3 protein-coding genes and 1 pseudogene are annotated in these 5,389 nt (G+C 65.8%); all 4 read left to right on the top strand.

From position 1 onward, the window contains the following. The coding region (gene ppc, locus PSV33_RS01050) for a phosphoenolpyruvate carboxylase (RefSeq protein WP_300557683.1) at window positions 1-2,663 on the top strand (2,663 nt) is incomplete at its 5' end. A gap of 101 nt (window positions 2,664-2,764) precedes the next feature. Beyond that, window positions 2,765-3,022, top strand: a complete 258-nt coding sequence (locus PSV33_RS01055) for a hypothetical protein (RefSeq protein WP_366945576.1) — start codon at window positions 2,765-2,767, stop codon at window positions 3,020-3,022. A gap of 609 nt (window positions 3,023-3,631) precedes the next feature. Further along, window positions 3,632-3,877, top strand: coding sequence for a hypothetical protein (locus PSV33_RS01060; protein WP_300557685.1), 246 nt, complete (start codon window positions 3,632-3,634; stop codon window positions 3,875-3,877). A gap of 4 nt (window positions 3,878-3,881) precedes the next feature. Further along, window positions 3,882-5,389: pseudogene (locus tag PSV33_RS01065) on the top strand (hypothetical protein); the annotation flags it as partial.

Consider the following 5,389-nt stretch of genomic DNA (forward strand, 5'->3'; position numbering starts at 1 on the left):
GCGTGATCCGCGCCTTCACCTACTTCAGCCACCTGGCCAACCTGGCCGAGGACCGACACCATATCCGCCGGCGCGCCGTCCACGAACGAGCCGGCGACACCCAGGAAGGCAGCATCGAAGTGGCGCTGGCCCGCCTGCGCTGGGCGGGAATAGCTCCCAAAACAATAGCAAACATGCTGGCCCACAGTTTTGTCTCGCCGGTACTCACCGCCCACCCGACCGAGGTGCAACGCAAAAGCATCCTGGACGCCGAGCGTGCCATCGCGCAGCTGCTGACGGCGCGCGACGAAATCAAGGCGCTGGCGCTGGCCGTCCATGCGGCGCGTGATGCACTGACGCCGCGCGAACTTGCCGCCAACGAGGCGCAGCTGCGTGCGCGCGTGATGCAGCTGTGGCAGACCCGGCTGCTGCGTTTCACCAAACTCACGGTGGCCGACGAGATCGAAAACGCGCTCACCTATTACGAATCGACCTTTCTGCGCGAAATTCCCAAAATCTACGCCGACCTCGAACGGGCACTGGGCAACCAGCCGGTGCACAGCTTTCTGCGCATGGGCCAGTGGATAGGCGGTGACCGCGACGGCAACCCCCATGTCAGCGCGGACACCCTCAACTACGCCCTGCGCCGCCAGGCCGAGGTGGCGCTGCGCCACTACCTGACCGAGGTGCATTACCTGGGCGGCGAGCTCTCGCTGTCGGCCATGCTGGTGGACTTCACGCCGCAGATGCGGGCGCTGGCCGAAAGCTCGCCCGACACCAACGAACACCGCCAGGACGAGCCCTACCGCCGCGCGCTGACCGGTGTTTATGCACGGCTGGCCGCCACCCTGAAAGACCTCACGGGCACCGAGGCCGCGCGCCATGCGGTCGCGCCGCAAAACGCCTACCTCACGTCCGGGGACTTCCTGGCCGACCTGCGCACCATTGAGGGCTCGCTGCAGGCCAACCACGGCGGCGCGCTGGTCGCGCAGCGCCTGCACCCGCTGATCCGTGCGGTCGAGGTGTTCGGCTTTCATCTGGCCACGGTGGACCTGCGGCAAAGCTCGGACAAACACGAGGAAGTGGTTGCCGAGCTGCTCGCCGTCGCGCGTATCGAACCCCACTACGCGGGCCTGGACGAAATGGCCAAGCGGGACCTGCTGATGCAGTTGCTCAACGACGCCCGGCCGCTGCGTGTGGTCGGCACCACCTACTCGGCGCACGCCACCGGCGAGCTGGCAATTTTCGAGGCGGCCCGCACGGCGCGTGCACGTTTTGGCAAGGAAGCCATCCGCCACTACATCATCAGCCACACCGAAACCGTGAGCGACCTGCTTGAAGTGCTGCTGCTGCAAAAGGAAGTGGGCCTGATGCAGGGCATCCTCAACGACTCCCACGCCCAGGCCGCCGGGTCTGTCGCGGCCCCCCGGGCGGGTGGCCGCGCCTCGGGGCGGGCCGGCGGTGCGCCCGACAGCGGTGCCACCAGCGACCTGATCGTTGTGCCCCTCTTCGAGACGATTGAAGACCTGCGCAATGCCGCCCCCATCATGCGGGAGTTTTATGCCCTGCCCGGCGTCGCCGGACTCGTGCAGCGCAGCGGCGCCGAGCAGGACATCATGCTCGGCTACTCCGACAGCAACAAGGACGGCGGTATCTTCACCAGCAACTGGGAGCTGTACCGCGCCGAGATCGCACTGGTGGAGTTGTTCGACCAGCTGGCCAACTCGCACGATATCCAGTTGAGGATGTTCCACGGCCGCGGCGGCACGGTGGGTCGCGGCGGCGGCCCGAGCTACCAGGCCATCCTGGCGCAGCCCCCCGGCACGGTGCGCGGGCAGATCCGCCTGACCGAGCAGGGCGAAGTCATCGGCTCCAAATACGCCAACCCGGAAATCGGCCGGCGCAACCTGGAGACCCTGGTCGCTGCCACGCTCGAGGCCACCCTGCTGCAGCCCACCAAGCCGGCCACCAAGGCCTTTCTGCAGGCCGCCGACCAGCTGTCGCAGGCCAGCATGGCCGCCTATCGCGCGCTGGTTTACGAAACACCTGGTTTCACCGAGTATTTTTTCAGCGCCACGCCCATCCGCGAGATTGCCGAGCTCAACATCGGCTCCCGACCGGCTTCCAGAAAAGCCAGCCAGAAAATCGAGGACCTGCGCGCCATCCCCTGGGGTTTCAGCTGGGGCCAGTGCCGCCTGACCCTGCCGGGCTGGTATGGCTTTGGCGCGGCGATTGCGCAGTTTCTCGACCAGGGCGGCACGCCGGCCAGCCGCAAGGAAGCGCTCGCCCTGCTGCAGAAGATGTACAGGCAGTGGCCGTTTTTCCGCACCCTGCTCAGCAACATGGACATGGTGCTGGCCAAAAGCGACCTGGCGCTGGCCTCGCGGTATGCCGAACTCGTCGGCGACGCACGCCTGCGCAAAAAGATATTCAACGCAATCGAGGCCGAGTGGCACCGCACAGCCGAAGCGCTGACCCTGATCACCGGCGACAGGCAGCGCCTGGCCAACAACGCGGCCCTGCAGCGCTCCATCCGCCACCGCTTTCCCTACATCGACCCGCTGCACCACCTGCAGGTCGAGCTGGTGCGCCGCTACCGCGAGGGCAAGGCCGACGAACGCGTACAGCGCGGTATCCACATCTCGATCAACGGCATTGCGGCGGGCTTGCGCAACACCGGTTGAAGCGCGCTTCCCGGGCTGGAATCGCTATTGATTCAGGAGCTGTTGACGCATATCACATAACGGCTGATGAACTTTTTTCCTCCAGACCGTCATCAGCAGCCATGGAAGAAGAAAACGCAGAAAATGGCGCTTTAGCCCATGAGGTCCCTGTGAATCCATCCGCTGCCCATGCTGAACTCATCGCCACTTACCGGAGGGCGCAGGCAGAGGCTGCCCACAAGTCCGGATTGATCAAGGCTGTTGCCACCAAAGGACCCAGGGCGATTCAGGCCGCCGTCGAAACAGCCGCCAAGGCAGCAAAACGCCGGGATTCGTACGCAAAAAAGCTGGCCCTTCTGGGGGTGGACCTCAAGGATTGAGCGGCAGACACCCAACCGCGGGTCGGGTTGCGGATAATCGGGATTTGGAAAGAACCCCAATGGGAATTGAAGAAGCACAAGAACCACAAGAACCACAAGAACCGGAGCCGCTGGAGGAATACGTTCCTGGCATCGCAGGCGGCCGGCACTACATGGCCCGGCTGTGTCATGTCCCTGACGGTCCCTGGTCCATAGCGGTCATTCATGTGGAATCACTGCCGCCTTTGCACGACAGCGACAGGACCTGGCCCACCCGTGAGGAGGCCGTTCAGGCAGCAGACAGGTTGGTTGCAGACCTGGGTCACTGAGTCGGGCGCATCAAAGCGCCGCTCCGCCTGGGAGCGGGCCCGTTCGCTGCGGCTTGCAGCGAGGCGATTTTCCTGTCCTGCAACAACAGCACGGACTGCAGTTCTTTTTTTCTGACAGGTCCAGGCCGCGCGGCAGATCCGGCGGCCATCAGCCCGCAGACGACACTGTCGGACTGCTCCTACAAGTCTTCCAGTGGATTCCGATGGCGGCGACCCCCGGGTGAACCCTAGGATGGGTTTTAACGCCGCACGACATTGCCCCCGGCAGTGCCGGCGATCACCCCCCCCTGGAGCCTGAACCATGTCCACGCCACACGCCGAGGCGGTCAGCCGCCTTTCCGCCCAGCATGACTCGACGAGCAATGAGTTTGTAAGCAGTGACTTCGTGGCACTTGCCGCGCACATGCACGATTGCCAGCGTTCGCGCGGCCGCTTTTTTCCCTTGCGTGCGGCCCTGGAGTCCCTGCACGCCACCGCCTCCCCGCGCATTGTGACCACGGGCGCCGTCTTCGTCTGCTGCGGCGTGGCCTTGCTGGCCGTGGTTTGAGGGGGTGGACGCCGCTGTTCTTGACCGGCTGGAATCCCTCACCCCGCACGCGCGCCAGATCCTCCTGACCCGGCGCTCGGAAGCCGATCCGCCCATCCGGGCCGAACTGTTCGGCATCCACCGCTTCGAACAACACGGCCACAGCCTGGCTGCCGCCCAGACCGTGCAGGCCGACGGGCCTTCGCGGCGCGGCGCTTCCTTTTTTCCGCGCGTCGAGCAGAACCTGGTCGCGCTGCGCCAGGCCTACGACTATGTCGCGCTGACCTCGAGCAGCGGCCACTATGTGACACCCGCTGCCGAATGGCTGCTCGACAACTTTCACCTTGTCGAAGACCAGCTGCAGCAGATCCGTGAAGGCGTACCCCGGCGCTATTACGCCAGCCTGCCCAAACTGGCAGGCGCACCGCTGGAAGGCCTGCCGCGCGTCTACGGCATCGCCTGGGCCTACGTCGCCCATACCGACAGCGTGCTCAATCCGGAACTGTTCACCGCCTTTCTCAACGCCTACCAGGAGAGAAGCGAACTCCGGCTGAGCGAGCTCTGGGCCCTGCCGACCACCCTGCGCGTGGTGCTGCTTGAAAACCTGCGCCGCATGGCCGACAACATTGCCCAAAGCAAGGTGGCCCGGGAAGTCGCCCATGCAGTCTGGGACTGCGTGGACCGTCTCGGCGACGCCGACCTCGACGCGATCAGCGACCTGATGCAGCGGCGAGGACTGCAGCGCAACTACCTCACGCAGCTGTGGCAACGCATGCCGACGGTCAAGCTGGACATTTCGCCGTCACTCGTGCTGTGGACCGAACGGCACTGCCCGGACGGCCCGTCGCTGATGGTGGAAAGCCAGACGGCGCAGGTGGCCGCCAACCTCACCGTCGGCAACATCATCACCACCCTCCGCCTGATCGGACAGGTTGACTGGGTCGAGTTGATCGAGCCGGTGAGCCGTTCGCTGCGCATGCTGCACCGGCTGCCCAGCTTTGCCCGGGAAAGCGAACTGACGCGCCAGCAGATCACCCAGTCCATGGAGCGGCTGGCACGCCTGAGCCGCCATTCCGAACGTGAGGTGGCCAAGGCCGTCGTCGCCGCGGCGCGCGCGGTGCCGCATGCGCTGCCTGCAAGCGCCGTGGAGCGCACCGCCGGCCACTACCTGCTGGGCGACGGCCGGGCCGACCTGGAGGCGAGCCTGGGCATGGCAGCAAGCGGCGCGCCTGCGGCCGCCTTGCGCCAGTGGCGCCACTGGCGCCTGCCGCTGTACATCACCGCAATCGTCATCGGCACCGCCCTCATCGTGCTGGCTGCAGCCCACCGCATGGACATGCGCAGCTGGCCGGCACTTGCGGCGCTGTTCCTGCTGGCCTGGCCGGCGTCCGAAGCCGCTGCGGCCTTCATGCACCGCCTGATCGCCGAATCGCTCAAGATCCGCTTCCTGCCGCGGCTCGATTTCGCGGCCGGCATTCCGCCCGAACACCGCGTGCTGGTGGTGCTGCCGACGCTGCTGAGCTCCAGCGCGAC

This window comes from Polaromonas sp. (genome assembly GCF_029945895.1).
Lineage (GTDB): Bacteria > Pseudomonadota > Gammaproteobacteria > Burkholderiales > Burkholderiaceae_C > Polaromonas.